Origin of the sequence: Negadavirga shengliensis (assembly GCF_042652345.1) — a bacterium.
Lineage (GTDB): Bacteria > Bacteroidota > Bacteroidia > Cytophagales > Cyclobacteriaceae > Negadavirga > Negadavirga shengliensis.
On record NZ_JBHSJJ010000008.1, the window covers coordinates 192,920 to 208,073 of the forward strand.

Genomic DNA, 15,154 nt, shown 5'->3' on the forward strand with positions numbered 1-15,154 from the left:
GAATGTTTTTATATAAGGTGCCTGATATCGTAAACTGGTTTTATCCTGATTACATATGGCATAAAGAACGGACATCGTCCCGTATATACCTTACTTTTGATGACGGCCCGGTACCTGGGGCTACCGATTTTGTGCTGGAGGAACTGGGAAAGAGGGGGATGAAGGCTACTTTTTTTATGGTGGGCGAAAATGTATCCAGACATCCTGATCTGGCCCGGGAGGTACGGAAGGAGGGACACCGCATCGGTAACCATACCCAACACCATTTGAATGGCGCCAAGACGACGACCAAGGACTATTTGAGAGATACCTATGACTGTCAAGAGACGCTCATAGATATAGTGGGGGTAAATCCCATGATTTTCCGCCCTCCGTACGGAAGACTGAGAACACCGCAAAAGAAAGCCTTGCTGTCAAAGTACGATATTGTTTTCTGGGACGTCTTGGCAGGGGACTTTAGAAAAGGGCTTTTGCCCGCGAAAAGCCTGCGTAAGATAATGCAAAAAACCCAAAATGGATCTGTGATTCTGTTTCACGATCAGACCAAAACATCTCCTTTTATCAGAAAAATGCTGCCGGACTTTTTAGATTATATTGCATCCAGTGGTTACCAAACGGGCTTGTTGTGATATGTGGTGGGAATATTTTTGTTTAATAGGCGTCACTTGGAGTATTATCCAATATGGCTTTTTGTATCTTCTGTTAACATTGGGGTTCAAAAAACACGGACGGGATTCAGGAAGAGGCGACATAAGCCGAGCAGATGAAAAAAGACAGGGGGGCTTTGAAAAAGAGGAGTACGAAGGGCAAAACGATTGGCCTTCCGTAGCCGTGTTGGTACCCGCGAGGAATGAGGAATCCGTATTATCGGATTGTCTTCGGTCTTTTGAGGAACTGGACTATCCGGAAGATAAGATAACTTTTTTTTTGGCGGATGACCAAAGTGAAGACAGCACGGGGAGCATCATAGAAACATGGGTCAGGGGAGGAGCCAACCGGCAGCAAATCAAAGTGATCCCCGCAAAAGACCCAGGTATTAATGGTAAAGCCAATGCACTGGCACAGATGGTGGACCGAACAGACGCTGGGTTTTTGCTTTTTACGGATGCGGATTGCAAGGTGCCTGCTACTTGGGTAAAATCCATGGTGGGCGCATGCGGGCCGGCTTGCGGGGTGGTGACCGGAATGACCAAAGTAGAGGCCAAAGAATTTCTGGGGAGGATGCAGGCTTTGGACTGGTGGCTGACATTGGGCCTGGTCAAAGTGACATCCGATCTGGGGTTCAGCCTGACGGCTATGGGAAACAATATGCTGGTGAGCCGTGAAGCATACAAAGCGGCCGGAGGGTTTGACCGGGTAAAGCATCATCTTACCGAGGATTTGGCGTTGTCCGCTGCGATATCCGGAAAAGGATACCATCCTATCCATCATGTCGACCGGAGCTGTCTGGTCACCACCCAGCCGCAAAAATCCTTTTCGGAATTGATGGGACAGCGAAAAAGATGGGTAGACGGCGTGTTTTTACTGCCGCTGTACTGGCAGGCACTCCTTATGGTACAGGTGGGCTTTTATCCGGTATTGATAGCGCTCATGGTCGCCATGCCGTTGACGGGACTTCTTTTATGGATGGCCAAATTATCTCTCCAATCGGTTTTTATCGTCACATTTGCGTCGAAAGTGGAAACTAAAATCCCTGCGTTGGACTTATTAAGCTTTGAGTTTTATTATTGTTGTACAAGTTGGTCAACGGTAGGTTATTATTTTTGGCCTGGAAAAACAAACTGGAAAAAAAGAAAATACGGATGAATCTGATAGAAACCCACGCCCATATTTATTCAAAAAAGTTTGATGCTGACAGAAAGGAAGTGATCCTTCGGAGTGCGGAAAATGGGGTCAGAAAGATCTATATGCCCAATATAGACCTGTCTTCTATTGATGCCATGCTGCGTGTGGAAGAGGATTTCCCCGATATATGTGTTCCTATGATGGGACTGCATCCATGCGACGTGGACGCCGATTTTGAAAAGACTTTGTACGTGATGGAAGATTGGTTGAATAAGCGTCCGTTCGCCGCTGTGGGAGAGACGGGGATAGACCTGTATTGGGACAAGACGTACTTTGAACAGCAGCAGGAATCCCTTAAAATTCATATCCAATGGGCTAAAGAAAGGGCTTTGCCGGTGGTGCTGCATTGCCGGGAATCCATGAAGGAGACCATTGATTTAGTGAAAAATATCAATGACGATAAGTTATCGGGTATTTTTCATTGTTTCTCCGGAACTTTGGAACAGGCCAGGGAGATTATAGACATGGGTTTTTATCTTGGAATAGGGGGCACAGTGACCTACAGGAACAGCAATATAGGGGAAGTGCTTGCAGCAATCGGGTTGGAGAAGGTGGTTTTGGAAACCGACAGTCCTTACTTGGCTCCGGTACCGTTCAGGGGAAAAAGGAACTCACCTGAATATATTCCGCATATTGCAGGGAAAATAGCGGAGCACACATCCCTGTCCGTAGGGGAAGTGGCGGATATTACTACCCGCAACGCCATGAGAATCTTTAACCTTTCAGCAGATGAATTATAAAATCGTAAGGCTCAACACAGCGGCGAAAACAGAAATAGAACATGCTGTTTTGATCATATACACCGGTGGTACTTTAGGGATGGCTTATGACGAAAGCGGGGCATTGGTGCCGTTCAATTTTGGGAAAATACTGGAAAAAATCCCCAACCTGAATAACCTGAATATCAGCGTAACGGTGATTTCTTTCCCCGAGCCCATAGATTCATCCAACATCAACCCCCAACACTGGGTGGACATGGCATACATCATTTATGAAAATTATGACACCTATGATGGGTTTATTGTGCTTCATGGGACGGATACCATGGCCTACTCTGCCTCCATGTTGAGTTTTATGCTTAGGGGATTGAACAAGCCGGTGATATTTACCGGAGCCCAGCTTCCCATCAGTGCCATGCGTTCAGATGCCAGGGAAAACCTGATGACCGCGCTGGAAATCGCCATATCAAAAGCCAACGGCAAACCGATTGTGCCGGAAGTGTGCATTTTTTTTAACCATATGCTGCTAAGGGGCAACCGTGCCAAAAAGGTACAGAGCGTCCATTTTGATGCATTTGAGTCCGAGAACCATCCGGCTTTGGCGGAATCCGGAATCATAATAGATTATAATTATGCGGCCATACGACCTTTTGAAGAAGGAAAAAAGCTCAGATACCACAATAAACTGGACAACAACGTGATGGTGCTGAAGCTGTTTCCGGGCATTACCAAGCGGGTGATAGAGAGCTGCCTGCAGATAAAAGGGTTGAAAGGAGTTGTATTGGAGACGTATGGCTCGGGCAACAGCCCGAGTGAATCCTGGTTTATAGGTCTCATGGAAAAGGCGGTGGAAAGAGGGATACTTATTCTGAATGTTTCACAGTGCAACGGGGGCAGGGTCATACAGGGGCGCTATCAGACCAGTATGGACCTGAAAAGAGTCGGCGTGCTGAGTGGAGGGGATATTACCACAGAGGCGGCTATCACAAAAATGATGTTTCTACTGGCAAACGAATCGGAGGATAGCGAAATCAAAAGGAAATTGATCATGCCATTGGCAGGAGAAATGTCCGTATTGAGTCAATAAGGCCAAAAAATAGAAGGATTTGAGACCCACTTCGATACGCGGATCAATAAGGAAAAATTGTTTTGTTTATAGCATTTTTTGAATAATAAAGCACTCATTTATTTGCATGGGGTGAATTTTATAATTTTATTTGTCGCTACAAAAGATTTCGATCTGCCCATTAGAGAGGTGTCCGAGCGGTCGAAGGAGCACGCCTGGAAAGCGTGTATACCCCTAAAGGGTATCGAGGGTTCGAATCCCTTCCTCTCTGCATTTCAGTTCCATCTGTGGTTCCACAGTTCTTTGAATGAGGAATTTTGTATCCTGTCATAAGGGTTAAGTTATAATCACCCGCCCAAATGACACTATTTCCTTTCACATAAAACAAATTACAGAATCGTAGGGGGGAAAGTAGATTGAATTCTTGTTTGAGTTTGTAAGGGTTTCCAGGATTTCTTTATAAATTATGAGAGCATCCCTTGCAATTTGAGCTGAAAAAATTATAACTTTAAAAACTTAATTCGAAATTAGAAACCGTTCAACCTTTAAAAGTCTATTAAAAACTACATTATGAAAAAGTTAATCGCTTTATTCATGCTTTTCGGAATATTGTTTTCTCCGATGATTTCAAAAGCACAAGAAGAAACAGAAGAGGCTGATACTGTAGAGGCAGCTCCACCAGCCCAAGACCCAACACCGGTAATGGCTGATGATGATATTATCGATGAAGATCTCAGCTTTCACCAAGTCATCAAAGACAAGTTCATCGAAGGTGATCCTACCTTTATGACCCCTGTATTGCTTTGTTTGATTTTAGGTCTGGCGGTTTCTTTGGAAAGAATCATTACTTTGAACCTATCCACCACCAATACCAAAAAATTGTTGGCTAAAGTAGAGGATGCACTGGAAACCGGAGGCATAGAAGCAGCCAAAGATGTGACCAAAAATACCAGAGGTCCAGTGGCTTCTATATTTACGCAAGGTTTGATGCGATACTCAGAGGGGATCGATATGGTGGAGAAATCCATTATTGCATATGGTTCGGTAGAAATGGGCAGATTGGAAAAAGGATTGGTGTGGATCTCCCTGTTCATCTCCTTGGCACCAATGCTTGGTTTCATGGGTACGGTTATCGGTATGATCGGTGCCTTTGACTCCATCGAAGCAGCCGGTGATATCTCTCCATCCCTTGTGGCAGGTGGTATTAAAATCGCCCTTTTGACGACAGTTGCCGGTTTGATCGTAGCCATCATCCTTCAATTGTTCTACAACTACTGTGTTGCCAAGATCGACTCTCTGGTAAACGACATGGAAGATGCTTCTATCAGTCTAGTAGACATTTTGGTAAAGCACAAACTGACCAGATAAAACCCGGTCAAATTGTGTTGATGTAAAGATTTCGTTAACTTTATAAACAGAAAAAAATGGATACTACTGATATATTCTTATATACAGGGTACTTACTGATTATCATAGGGGCCGTTCTCGCTCTGCTGATGCCGTTGATCAAATCCATTGGTAATCCCAAAAGTTTGCTCAAAACGGTAGTAGGGGTGATTGCCATCGGAGCGTTGTTCTTTATCGCTTATTCCATCGCGGATAGCGAAGTAGCAGCCAAGTATGCGGCGGATCCTTTTAATATCACGCCGGCCGGTGCTAAAATGGTGGGCGGGGTATTGATAACAGTATATTGCCTGTTTATCCTTGCGATAGTAGGGATCGTATTTACAGAGTTAAATAAATTGATTAAATAAGATGGCTAGGAAGAGAGGAAGAATGAGTCAGGAGGTAAATGCAGGGTCGATGGCGGACATCGCTTTCTTGCTTCTTATCTTCTTTCTCGTGACCACAACCATTGCTTCGGATAAGGGTATTTTGAATATCCTGCCTCCCAAGCAAGACCCGAATCAGCCGCCTCCAGAGGTGGAGCTGAATGAAAGAAACATATTTAACATACTGATCAATGCTAATGATCAGTTGTTGATAGAAGGTGATTTTCGGAATACTACCGAGGGTCTTTCAGATGAAATCAAAAGGTTTATCTTGAATTTCGGGAATCCTGATGAAGCGGCTATGGCCTTATTCAATAGCCTTCCGGCTTCTTTAAGGGCACTGGCAGAGAGATCATCGTCCTCTTCTGACCACCCTATGACTGGCGGGGCTGTTGTTTCCATTAAAACAAACAGAGGTACCAGCTATGAAACTTATTTGGAGGTGCTTGACTTGGTAAAGAGGGCTTATTTTGAAATCTATGCCGAAAGAGTAGGGCTTACCGCTGATCAGTATAGGGCGCTTACAGGCCAGACAGCCGCCGAAAAAGAGCTCCTGGACAGAGGAAAAGAAGATATTCCCATGGCGATCTCTATTGCGGAACCTGATAAAATTGGAAGCTAATCATGTCAAAATTTAAAAAGAAATCCAAAGCGGATACCAATATTCCGACATCCGCATTGCCGGACATTATCTTCATGCTGCTTTTCTTCTTTATGGTGACAACCGTACTGAGAGAGCAGGAAATATTGGTGGAACAAAAAATCCCCCAAGCGACCCAGCTTCAGAAATTGCAGAAGAAAACCTTGATTTCCTATCTTTATGTGGGAAAACCCAAGAATACAGCGTTGTATGGTTCTGAACCCAGGATACAAGCTAATGATGTGCTGATCAACACGTCTGATATTGTCCTTTGGGTTACCCAGGAAAAAGACAAACTGTCTGAGGCAGAGCGGGATCAGATTACCATATCGCTTAAAGCAGACAGGGAAGTGAAAATGGGACCGATCAGTGACATCCAATTCGAACTTAGAGAGGTAGACGCAAGAAAACTGATGTATGCTTCTGTGGGGAGGGTTGAAAACTGATAGTTAACATCAAATACAAAACAAAAAAGACCGCTGGCATGAGCGGTTTTTTTTTGCGCTCTTTTTATGTGTCCACAATCCTTTAAATCCATAATTTTCATTTTTATATTTATGGTATGCAAAAAATCCTTTCCGGTATAGATGTCAAAAAGCTGGACCAACAGTACATAAAAGGCGAGGGCATTACCTCTTTTCAGTTGATGGAAAGAGCCGCCAGCACTTTTTGCGATTGGTTTGTCTCTATGTTTCCTTCCAATACCCTGGATATAGCTGTTTTTTGCGGCATAGGCAACAATGGGGGAGATGGTCTTGCCATCTCCAGACTGTTGGCTGAAAGAGGCTACCTTGTAGCTGTTTATGTTATTGGGAATTCAGAAAAAGGATCCGCGGATTTTAAAAATAATCTTGAATTTTTGCCCGAAACTGTTCTTTTGACTGACTGGGAACCCGGCCTTGATTTTCATGCCGAAATTATAATCGACGGCATTTTTGGGGTAGGGATTAACAGGCCGTTAGAAGGAGGCTATCAGCAACTGGTGCTGGAATTAAATGAGCATAAAGGCACTAAAATCAGTATAGATGTCCCCTCTGGGCTGCCAACGGATGGGGTGTTGTCAGGTACGGCTTTCAAAGCTGATTACACCCTTAGCTTTCAATTTCCTAAGCTGTCCTTGTTGATTCCGGAACATGCGGTTTTCACTGGTGAACTTATCGTGAAAAGTATTGGGATCGATTCGTTCTATTTTGATGCATTTGACAGTCCATATTTCTTTTTTAACGGGGATGGGATTACTGAACGGCATAGAAAATTCCATAGATTCAGCCATAAGGGAGATTTTGGCCGGGTGATGTTGGTAGGAGGCAGCTATGGCAAAATCGGGGCGATGCTGATGGCTTCTGCAGCAGCCCTCAGAACAGGTAGTGGTCTTGTATTTGCTCATGTGCCCAAATGTGGGGTAGGTATCCTGCAAACCAGTATACCTGAATTGATGGTGTCCCCCTCAGAATTTGAGGAAGAGGTGGGCGGTAAGTTTTCTTTTCCCGGATTAGACGCCCTCGGCGTGGGACCTGGGATGGGCAAGGGCCAGCGGGCAGCAGCGCTTTTGCATGACATTCTTCGGAATTTTGAAGGGCCTTTGGTGCTCGACGCGGATGCATTGAACCTCTTGTCTGATAATCCCGATTGGTATGATTTGTTGGGTGAAAACACCGTGCTTACACCACATCTTAAAGAATTTGAACGCTTGGTGGGCCCTTGTGCGGATCACTTCGATAGAATGGAAAAAGCCCGGTTGTTTTGTCGGAATTATGGTTGCACTCTTATTTTGAAAGGGGCAAATACGCTTATCACCTTTCCTGACGGAAAGCAGGTGTTCAATGCGTCAGGATCGAAATACATGGCCAGTGGGGGTTCCGGTGACGTGTTGACCGGGATGGTTACCTCTTTTCTCGGGCAGGGGTATGAAATTAAGAATGCGGTCCTATGCGGCGTATTCCATCATGGCCATGCGGGCGAATTGGCGTCATCCGAAAAAAGGAGAGGGACTGTTGCTACAGATATCATTGAAGCAATTCCCAAAAGTTTTCTACATTTTGATGTCGGTTAGAAAACTTCAGGGAATTGCCTTAAGCTTGAAGTGTGGTACAAAATCGGGTTTATCCTGAATAAGAGATTCTGTATATAACTCCGGCCAGATCATCCGACACGAGAAGACTGCCGTCCTTCAGTTGGAGTACGTCCACGGGCCGGCCCCACACCTCCTGCGTGGATTCATCCAGCCAGCCCTCCGCGAAATTTTCAAGAGCCCCAACCTCAGAAGTCCCATTCAGATGGGCAGTCCTGATTTTATACCCCACTTTTTTGCTTCGGTTCCAAGAACCGTGTTCTGCAATAAATATGGATTTATCATATTTTTCGGGAAACATATTTCCTGTGTAAAACCTCATGCCGAGAGGGGCTACATGTGCTCCTAATCTGGCTGCGGGGAATTCATAGGCCTCCATTTTCTTACCCTTGTCGCCAAATTCAGGATCTTTTACGTCTCCTGCATGCCAATAGGGATATCCAAAATGCAGACCTTGTTCAGATGCGTGGTTCAGGGTACAGTCCGGCAGATCATCTCCCATCATGTCGCGGTTATTGTCTGTAAACCACAGTTCTTTGGTGTCAGGATGCCAGTCAAATCCCACGGTATTTCTGACTCCATGCGCAAATATTTCAGGCTGTATATGATCACCATTGATATTGATCCTGGTGATAGAAGCAAAAATTTCGTCTTCTGATTCACAGATATTGCATGGAGCCCCCACAGGTACATACAGGTATCCATCCGGACCAAAGGCTATAAACTTCCAACCATGATGCCCTTCGGTAGGGTACTGGTCATATATTACTTCATAAGTGGGGTTGACCAGATTATTGCGGATATCGCTGAATCTCAGGATGCGGTTGATCTCTGCCACATATAAATCCCCATCCTTATAGGCAACGCCATTTGGCGTGTTGAGGTCAGTAGCCAACGTGTACCTGTAGTCTGCTTTACCGTCACCGTCTTCATCTACTACGGCATATACGTTGTTTTCTCTCCTGTTTCCCACGAAGACAATGCCATCTTCTGATTGTGCGAGAGAACGTGCATTGGGAATATCCGATGCCCATATCGTTATTTCAAATCCTTGGGGCAAATTGATGGTGGACAACGGCAGGTCGGTTTCAATGGCGGCAATCGCTACCCTGTTTTTGCCGTCCTGAAGGACCAGTTTGTTTTCTGATCCGGATTCACATGAAAGCGCTGCTCCCATAATAATGATGCCCATCAGATAGTTGATGCGGTGATATTTCATTGTTTTGGTTTTTTGTCTATTCAAATATTATTCTCAGGATTTTATCATCGTGTATTCTAAGGGAAGCCCTTCCATCGGTGTTGCTGGTAGTGGCATAGAGATGGCCGTCCGGCCCTATGGTTACATCCCTGAATCTGCCGTAGATTCCTCTGGAGGGGGCATAGGAAAACCATCTTTCTATTTTTTTTATTTCATATTCATTTTTTTTGTCAAATATGATTCTGAGCAAAGCCTGTCCCCCAAGAGAGGCTACAAAAAGATCACCCTTGTAAAAAACCATTCCCGCGGGAGGCACTGCAGCTTTGTTCCACATGACGATGGGGTCTTCATAATCAGGTATACCCGGTGCTCCTACCACGATGGGCCATCCATAATTCCCTCCTTTTTTAACTTTGTTGATTTCATCCCTGAACCGGATACTTCCTTCCACTTCCGCCCCGGATGGACCGTGTTCGGAATTAAACATCTCTCCCGTTTCGGGATCCCAGGCAAATCCCTGCACCACACGATGTCCATAAGAATATACAGGCGAATTTTTAAATGGGTTGTCTGCCGGAATATCTCCTTCATCAGTGATACGAAGGATTTTAGAAGCCAGTGAATTTAAATCCTGGGCAATATAAGGCTGTGACATATCACCGGTGCCTATATATAACATGCCGTCGGGGCCAAAAGCTATCCTGCCACCTAAATGGATGGCATACGCGGGAATATTGTCCAGGATCACTTTGTCAACGGCGGCCGTTTCCCCTTGGTGATGGAGCCGTACGACCTTACTAAGTAGCTCGTCCTGCTCATTACGGTAGGCATGCATGATGTAAAGCCAGTTGTTTTTTTCAAATTCAGGATGAAGGGCCATACCCATTAATCCTGCGTCGATTTCATGTACAGCTCCGGGGACTTCCATATAAGGGACCTGGTTGTTTGAGCCTTGGGGTATTCTGACGATGCTTCCTGGTCTTTGAGCGACCAAAGCATCTCCGTTGGGTAAAAAACGCAGGGTCCATGGAATGGAGAGGCTGTCCACCCATATCTGTACCGTGACCCCTTCTACCTCTGGCAAAAAGATGTCCTCCACCTTTTGCGGGACCTCGCCCAAAATCGGGTGTGCGATCTTCACCTCTTCCTGGGCTATAACGTGGTAGCTTAAGAGCAGTAAAATCAATAACAGAGAAGGATTTAGTGGGTTCATAGGTACTGTACAGACATCGTGTAAAGGAAGATGCGGTTAAAGTAAATCCAACATAAGTTGCTCAGGAAGAAGGCGGAAAGTCTTTCGATGGAGAGGGCAGGGCCCTAATTTTGCCAATGCTTTTCTGTGGGCAGGTGTAGGGTATCCTACGTTCTTTTCCCAGCCATAGCCAGGATACTTACGCGCCCATTTTTCCATCAATTCATCCCGGTACACTTTGGCGATAATGGATGCCGCAGCAATGCTCGCAAATTTCGTGTCCCCCTTTATTATACAATTAAAAGGGATACCGTTTACTGTTTTAAACCGATTGCCATCAATCAGGAGATGTTCCGGTCTGAGAGACAGGTGCATCACAGCCCGGTTCATGGCAAGATAGGAGGCATTGAGGATATTGATCCTGTCTATTTCTTCAACTGTAGCACTTCCAATAGCCCAGGACAAGGCTTCCTGTTTGATCTCTGTTACGAGATCATTTCTGCGTAATTTAGTAAGCTTCTTGGAATCGTTGATGAATTCGTTGGCATAGTCGGGAGGTAGGATAACGGCAGCAGCCACTACCGGACCGCTTAGGCATCCTCTACCCACTTCATCACAGCCGGCTTCTATCCTATCAGCTTCTAAATAAGGTAGCAACATTCGGGTGGTTTTCTTTGGTTTTATAGTATTTATGGATCATATCAGCCACCAAACCAGTCCATCCGGTCTGATGCGAAGCACCAAGTCCCCTTCCATTGTCTCCGTGAAAATATTCATAAAACAAGATCAGGTCTTGAAAATGAGGATCTTTCTGCATTTTCTCACAGTTTTCATATATGGGTCTGTTGCCGTCTTTGTCCTTTCTGAAAAGGTTGATACAACGAAGGGAAAGCTCTTTTGCTATAAGGTCCAAGGTAAGAAATTTGCCTGACCCGGTAGGATATTCTATGGAGAAATTACCTCCGTAATAGAAATCAAACTTCTTAAGCGATTCTATGATAAGGTAGTTAATGGGAAACCACACCGGTCCGCGCCAATTGCTGTTTCCGCCAAACATGGTGGTTTCCGATTCTCCAGGAGCATATTTGATGGAGAATTTGGTGCCGTTGATTTGGACGGAGTAGGGGTTTTCTTCGTGGGATTTGGATACAGAACGGATTCCGTAGGGCGAGAGGAATTCACTTTCATCCAGCATTTTATGGAGGATGCTTTTCATCCGGTAGCCTCTTAATAAAGAGAAAAGCCTTCTTTTATCATGCCCGGGATGGATCCAGTTGGACACCAGTGCTGCCAGTTTTGGTTTTTCTTTCAGAAAGAAGTCCATCCTTTTTTTGAATTCAGGAAGATTTTCGAATAGGTCTTCCCGAATGGGCTCTACGGCAAATAAAGGAATGATTCCTACAATGGATTTTACCTTCATCACTTTGGGATCTTTTCCAGAAAGGTGGAGCACATCGTAAAAAAAGCTGTCTTCTTCATCCCAAAGGCTGATGTTCTCTCCGGAGATGTTGCTCATGGCTCCTGCGATGTAGAGGAAATGTTCCAGGAATTTATTTGCGGTATGTTGATAGACTTTGTTGAATTCGCAGAGATCCAGCGATATTCTCAGCATGTTGAGAGAAAACATGGCCATCCAGGAGGTGGCATCTGCCTGTTCGAGTTTGCCATACAGCTGACCCACGTGGCTCCTGTCAAAAACACTGATATTATCCAATCCCAAAAAGCCTCCTTCAAAGATGTTTTTCCCTTCATCATCCTTTTGGTTTACCCACCAGGTAAAATTCAGCAGGAGTTTATGAAAAGCCCTTTCCAGGTATTCCTGATCCCCTTTGCCTCCATTGGCTTTTTTATCGATTTGATACACTCTCTGCACCGCATAGGCATGGACCGGAGGGTTCACATCGTTGAAATTCCATTCATAGGCAGGCATCTGGCCATTAGGGTGCATGTACCAGTCATTCAATAGAAGTACCAGTTGATTTTTGGCAAAATCGGGATCCAGCCTGGCCAAAGGGATGCAATGAAAAGCAAGATCCCAGGCCGCATACCAAGGATACTCCCATTTGTCCGGCATGGAAATGATATCGTAATTCTGCAAATGTCTCCAATTACTGTTTCTCCCTTCTTTTCTCTCTGCGGGAGGAAGGTATCTTCCCGGATCCCCCTCCAGCCATCTTTCCACATTGTAATAGTAAAACTGCTTGGACCAAAGCATGCCGGCATAAGCCTGTCTTTGGATCATCCGCATTTCCTTATCCAATACCCTTTCCTGTAAGTCGGCATAAAAATCATCGGTGTCCTTTAACCGGTCGTCAAATATCTTATCGATCTCGAAAAGCGGATCAGCGGTGTCATGATGCTGCATACGGAAAACCACTTCCGCCTTTTCTCCCGGCGGGATGGTCAGTTTGTACACGGCCGCCGCTTTTGTGCCGGTATGTTTGGGGTTCAGATGCGTGTCATCACCATGGATGATAAAATCATTGATGGCATCCTTTAGGTATTTTTTTTGGTTACCTATATGGTACAAGCGCTCCCTGTTGGTTTCGTTGTCGCAAAACAGAAGTTCTGGATTCCCTTTAAACGTAAAATGATAATTACCCGATTTGGGTGAAAAGGCTTTCAGTTTGTTTTCCCCGGTTTTTCGGAGGGAGGGCATAAAAGGTTCATCTCCGGTGAACCATGTTTTTCGAAACCATATGGTCGGCATCACCCAGATATCAGCGGCCTTCTTTCCTCTGTTGTAGATAATGGCCCTTCCTGAAATGTCTTCTATATCGGCTTTGGCATACTCTATGAAAATGTCAAAATAGGCATCATCATCAAAAATACCGGTATCCAGAATTTCGTATTCACGGTCTTTTTTGCTACGGTTTTGGTTTTCCTCTAATAAATCGTGATAGGGAAACTCACTTTGAGGATATTTGTAGAGCATTTTCAGATAACTGTGAGTAGGAGAAGAGTCCAGATAATAGTACAATTCTTTAACGTCCTCCCCATGGTTGCCCTGATTCCCGGTAAGCCCAAAAAGTCTCTCCTTCAACATGGTGTCTTTTCCGTTCCAAAAGGCCCAGGCAATACACAGTCTTTGCCGGTGATCGCAGATGCCTCCTATTCCCTCCTCTCCCCAGCGGTATGCCTTGCTCCGGGCATCATCATGGGTGACATTTTCCCATGCTGCTCCATCGGGACTATAATCCTCTCTGACGGTACCCCATTGTCTTTCAGTAAGATAGGGGCCCCATTTTTTCCAGTGCTTTATCCTTTCCTTATCTTCTTGTAATCGTTGTATCTCAATGTTCATCAACCTGATTTCAATAATTGTAAAGGGCTAATTTAATGCATTTAGCCTACTTATCCCCAAAACTGACAAGATGTATTTTTCTTATTTTTTTGTTGGAAAGACCCGTTTCATATTAAATCACCGACAGAATAAAAAAGCCGTTATAATCATATAAAACATTTACATGGATGAAAAAAAGAAAAACGGGTATGAATAGAGTTATTGGTTTTTTTGTTTTTTATGAACTGGAAAGGGATTGGCAGGCGAATCCCCTGAATCTTCAAGAGAATCCAAAAAAAAATTGATCTTTTTATCCAAAGTGTGCTGCCATGCCTTGAACTTGACACCGTCCTGGTTTTTATGGGTATTGGTGGCTAGATAATGATGGAGTTTATGCAGGTCAAAGTTTTGGGAAAGGATTCCTGCCCCGGCAAGTGAGGCATCCAGGGCATTGCATTGCTGCTCATAATGACCCGAAACCGGGACCATCATGGATTGTTTTCCTAGATAAAGTGCTTCACAGATGGTTTCGAACCCAGCAGTAGTCAGCAGCCCTTTGCATGCGGCCATCTTTTCCAAAAATAGCCGGTCATTGATTTGGTGAAAAATAAGATTGGGCAAGGGGCGATAGGGATCAGGCATGTCCTTTTGATCCCAAAATGCGACTATATTGAGGTCGGGATTTTTTTCAGCCTCTGAGAGGATTTCTGAAAAATAACCGGGATTTACAATATAGGCCAAGTAGAAATTGTGGGAAGTTGATTTGACCTCTTTGATTTCGCCCCTTAATAAAGGCGGCCAAACCAGGAATTTAGGAGTTGCTGATGGCGTATAGGGGGTAAGGGAAAGGGCGATGACTTTACCGGCTCCCCAGGAGGTCATTCTTGTATTGAGGAGAAAGAGACTTTTTTGCAGCTTGCCTTTTGCAAACTTAAAATTTGGATGAAATGCCAGGTATTGGTGACCGATAGCCACAAAGCGGGCTTCAGGCCGGTATATTCCATTGTACAGACCGCCCAGCATATCATAAAAGTTGATGATGACATCCGGTTTGAAGTGGGTGTTTAACTGGTCCAATTTTTTTAAGCTATCATAGTAGGTGCCTATCTTTTTTAGGTTGTAAATAATTGTTTGCCAAACCAGTATGGATTTTTGCTGATCGTCAGTAACAAAATTCGGGCTTTTGATGGGATGGATAGGGCAATGGATTTGCTCAAAAAAATAATCGGGAATTTTTCTCCTTTTACTGATGCCTACTGCCACGCAACAGACCTCATGACCTTTTTGGGTGAGTATATTAAACAGGGAAATGGCCTGTGTCATATGCCCTCTCCCTTCTCCCTGCACTATAAATACGAACCGCATGTG

14 protein-coding genes and 1 tRNA gene are annotated in these 15,154 nt (G+C 44.7%); 10 read left to right on the forward strand and 5 right to left on the reverse strand.

Annotation, left to right across the window (positions count from 1 at the left end):
- Nucleotides 1–2 precede the first annotated feature (2 nt).
- From ACFPFU_RS15280 to ACFPFU_RS15325, 10 genes are all read left to right on the forward strand, one after another.
- Nucleotides 3–629, forward strand: a complete 627-nt coding sequence (locus tag ACFPFU_RS15280) for a polysaccharide deacetylase family protein (protein WP_377065643.1) — start codon at nucleotides 3–5, stop codon at nucleotides 627–629.
- Between the two features lies 1 nt (nucleotide 630).
- The gene (locus ACFPFU_RS15285) at nucleotides 631–1,806 is read left to right on the forward strand and encodes a glycosyltransferase (protein WP_377065644.1); all 1,176 of its coding nucleotides are present in this window, start codon (nucleotides 631–633) and stop codon (nucleotides 1,804–1,806) included.
- Nucleotides 1,803–2,585, forward strand: coding sequence for a TatD family hydrolase (locus tag ACFPFU_RS15290; protein ID WP_377065645.1), 783 nt, complete (start codon nucleotides 1,803–1,805; stop codon nucleotides 2,583–2,585). The genes ACFPFU_RS15285 and ACFPFU_RS15290 overlap by 4 nt, the downstream gene beginning before the upstream one ends.
- Nucleotides 2,575–3,651 (forward strand): asparaginase, encoded by a 1,077-nt coding sequence (locus ACFPFU_RS15295; RefSeq protein ID WP_377065646.1) that lies wholly within the window; start codon nucleotides 2,575–2,577, stop codon nucleotides 3,649–3,651. Before ACFPFU_RS15290 ends, ACFPFU_RS15295 begins: the two co-directional genes overlap by 11 nt.
- Before the next feature lie 162 nt (nucleotides 3,652–3,813).
- Nucleotides 3,814–3,901 (forward strand) — tRNA-Ser (locus ACFPFU_RS15300).
- Between the two features lie 299 nt (nucleotides 3,902–4,200).
- Entirely contained in the window at nucleotides 4,201–4,998 is a 798-nt protein-coding gene (locus ACFPFU_RS15305; RefSeq protein WP_377065647.1) for a MotA/TolQ/ExbB proton channel family protein, read from the forward strand.
- A 56-nt stretch (nucleotides 4,999–5,054) separates the two neighbouring features.
- Nucleotides 5,055–5,384, forward strand: coding sequence for a hypothetical protein (locus ACFPFU_RS15310; protein WP_377065648.1), 330 nt, complete (start codon nucleotides 5,055–5,057; stop codon nucleotides 5,382–5,384).
- 1 nt (nucleotide 5,385) lies between these two features.
- Nucleotides 5,386–6,024: an ExbD/TolR family protein gene (locus ACFPFU_RS15315; protein WP_377065649.1), complete on the forward strand. Its 639-nt coding sequence runs from the start codon at nucleotides 5,386–5,388 to the stop codon at nucleotides 6,022–6,024.
- Nucleotides 6,025–6,026: 2 nt separating this feature from the next.
- Nucleotides 6,027–6,488, forward strand: a complete 462-nt coding sequence (locus ACFPFU_RS15320) for an ExbD/TolR family protein (protein WP_377065650.1) — start codon at nucleotides 6,027–6,029, stop codon at nucleotides 6,486–6,488.
- Between the two features lie 116 nt (nucleotides 6,489–6,604).
- Complete coding sequence (locus ACFPFU_RS15325; RefSeq protein ID WP_377065651.1) at nucleotides 6,605–8,095, forward strand: NAD(P)H-hydrate dehydratase; 1,491 nt, start codon at nucleotides 6,605–6,607, stop codon at nucleotides 8,093–8,095.
- A gap of 49 nt (nucleotides 8,096–8,144) precedes the next feature.
- On the opposite strand, the gene ACFPFU_RS15330 is transcribed toward ACFPFU_RS15325, so the two are convergent.
- From ACFPFU_RS15330 to ACFPFU_RS15350, 5 genes are all read right to left on the reverse strand, one after another.
- Nucleotides 8,145–9,332, reverse strand: a complete 1,188-nt coding sequence (locus ACFPFU_RS15330) for a PQQ-dependent sugar dehydrogenase (RefSeq protein ID WP_377065652.1) — start codon at nucleotides 9,330–9,332, stop codon at nucleotides 8,145–8,147.
- Nucleotides 9,333–9,348: 16 nt separating this feature from the next.
- Complete coding sequence (locus ACFPFU_RS15335; protein WP_377065653.1) at nucleotides 9,349–10,524, reverse strand: PQQ-dependent sugar dehydrogenase; 1,176 nt, start codon at nucleotides 10,522–10,524, stop codon at nucleotides 9,349–9,351.
- A 36-nt stretch (nucleotides 10,525–10,560) separates the two neighbouring features.
- Nucleotides 10,561–11,163, reverse strand: coding sequence for a ribonuclease HII (locus ACFPFU_RS15340; RefSeq protein WP_377065654.1), 603 nt, complete (start codon nucleotides 11,161–11,163; stop codon nucleotides 10,561–10,563).
- Nucleotides 11,138–13,807, reverse strand: a complete 2,670-nt coding sequence (locus tag ACFPFU_RS15345; RefSeq protein ID WP_377065655.1) for an MGH1-like glycoside hydrolase domain-containing protein — start codon at nucleotides 13,805–13,807, stop codon at nucleotides 11,138–11,140. Before ACFPFU_RS15345 ends, ACFPFU_RS15340 begins: the two co-directional genes overlap by 26 nt.
- Before the next feature lie 198 nt (nucleotides 13,808–14,005).
- The gene (locus ACFPFU_RS15350; RefSeq protein ID WP_377065656.1) at nucleotides 14,006–15,151 is read right to left on the reverse strand and encodes a glycosyltransferase family protein; all 1,146 of its coding nucleotides are present in this window, start codon (nucleotides 15,149–15,151) and stop codon (nucleotides 14,006–14,008) included.
- Nucleotides 15,152–15,154: the final 3 nt, after the last annotated feature.

Excerpts from the sequence above, each read along its gene's own strand:
- ACFPFU_RS15350 (WP_377065656.1), bottom strand. The coding sequence starts at position 15,151 with ATGCGGTTCGTATTTATAGTGCAGGGAGAAGGGAGAGGGCATATGACA.
- ACFPFU_RS15335 (WP_377065653.1), bottom strand. The coding sequence starts at position 10,524 with ATGAACCCACTAAATCCTTCTCTGTTATTGATTTTACTGCTCTTAAGC.
- ACFPFU_RS15285 (WP_377065644.1), top strand. The coding sequence starts at position 631 with ATGTGGTGGGAATATTTTTGTTTAATAGGCGTCACTTGGAGTATTATC.
- ACFPFU_RS15280 (WP_377065643.1), top strand. The coding sequence starts at position 3 with ATGTTTTTATATAAGGTGCCTGATATCGTAAACTGGTTTTATCCTGAT.
- ACFPFU_RS15305 (WP_377065647.1), top strand. The coding sequence starts at position 4,201 with ATGAAAAAGTTAATCGCTTTATTCATGCTTTTCGGAATATTGTTTTCT.
- ACFPFU_RS15290 (WP_377065645.1), top strand. The coding sequence starts at position 1,803 with ATGAATCTGATAGAAACCCACGCCCATATTTATTCAAAAAAGTTTGAT.
- ACFPFU_RS15295 (WP_377065646.1), top strand. The coding sequence starts at position 2,575 with ATGAATTATAAAATCGTAAGGCTCAACACAGCGGCGAAAACAGAAATA.
- ACFPFU_RS15330 (WP_377065652.1), bottom strand. The coding sequence starts at position 9,332 with ATGAAATATCACCGCATCAACTATCTGATGGGCATCATTATTATGGGA.
- ACFPFU_RS15345 (WP_377065655.1), bottom strand. The coding sequence starts at position 13,807 with ATGAACATTGAGATACAACGATTACAAGAAGATAAGGAAAGGATAAAG.
- ACFPFU_RS15310 (WP_377065648.1), top strand. The coding sequence starts at position 5,055 with ATGGATACTACTGATATATTCTTATATACAGGGTACTTACTGATTATC.
- ACFPFU_RS15320 (WP_377065650.1), top strand. The coding sequence starts at position 6,027 with ATGTCAAAATTTAAAAAGAAATCCAAAGCGGATACCAATATTCCGACA.
- ACFPFU_RS15340 (WP_377065654.1), bottom strand. The coding sequence starts at position 11,163 with ATGTTGCTACCTTATTTAGAAGCTGATAGGATAGAAGCCGGCTGTGAT.
- ACFPFU_RS15325 (WP_377065651.1), top strand. The coding sequence starts at position 6,605 with ATGCAAAAAATCCTTTCCGGTATAGATGTCAAAAAGCTGGACCAACAG.
- ACFPFU_RS15315 (WP_377065649.1), top strand. The coding sequence starts at position 5,386 with ATGGCTAGGAAGAGAGGAAGAATGAGTCAGGAGGTAAATGCAGGGTCG.